Below are 595 nucleotides of genomic sequence, written 5' to 3' on the forward strand. Positions count from 1 at the left end.
AAGCCTGACGCTGGCAAGAAGGGTAAGCCGCAGAGCAAACCGGGCAAAGCAAAACCGAAGAGTGATACAGAGAAACAACCCCACAAACCAGAGGCAAAAGAGGATTTGTCCTCTCATGACATTGCCAAAAACGCACCACCTTTGGCAAACGACAATCCGTTACAAGCACTCAAGGATGTTGGGGGTGGACTGGGGGACATCGACTTTCCGTTTGACGCATTCAGCGCATCGGCAGAGACAGCCAGCACTGACGCAACAAACTCAGAAATCCCAGATGTGGCAATGCCCGGAAAGCAAGAGAAGCAGCCAAAACAGGACTTCGTTCCACAAGAACAAAACTCCCTGCAGGGCGATGACTTTCCAATGTTCGGTAGTTCTGATGAACCGCCATCATGGGCGATTGAGCCGCTCCCTATGCTGACTGACGCACCAGAACAAACAACACCAGCGCCAGCAATGCCACCTACGGACAAACCTAATCTGCATGAGAAAGACGCAAAGACCTTACTCGTTGAGATGTTAGCCGGGTACGGAGAAGCATCGGCGTTGCTTGAACAAGCGATCATGCCTGTTTTGGAAGGTAAAACGACGCTGG

At 51.6% G+C, this 595-nt stretch carries 1 pseudogene; it reads left to right on the forward strand.

Annotated features, from left to right (window positions below):
- Nucleotides 1–595: pseudogene (locus R7Z49_RS26355) on the forward strand (conjugal transfer protein TraI); the annotation flags it as partial.

It is taken from the genome of Vibrio sp. 1562 (assembly GCF_033340155.1).
GTDB lineage: Bacteria > Pseudomonadota > Gammaproteobacteria > Enterobacterales > Vibrionaceae > Vibrio > Vibrio alginolyticus.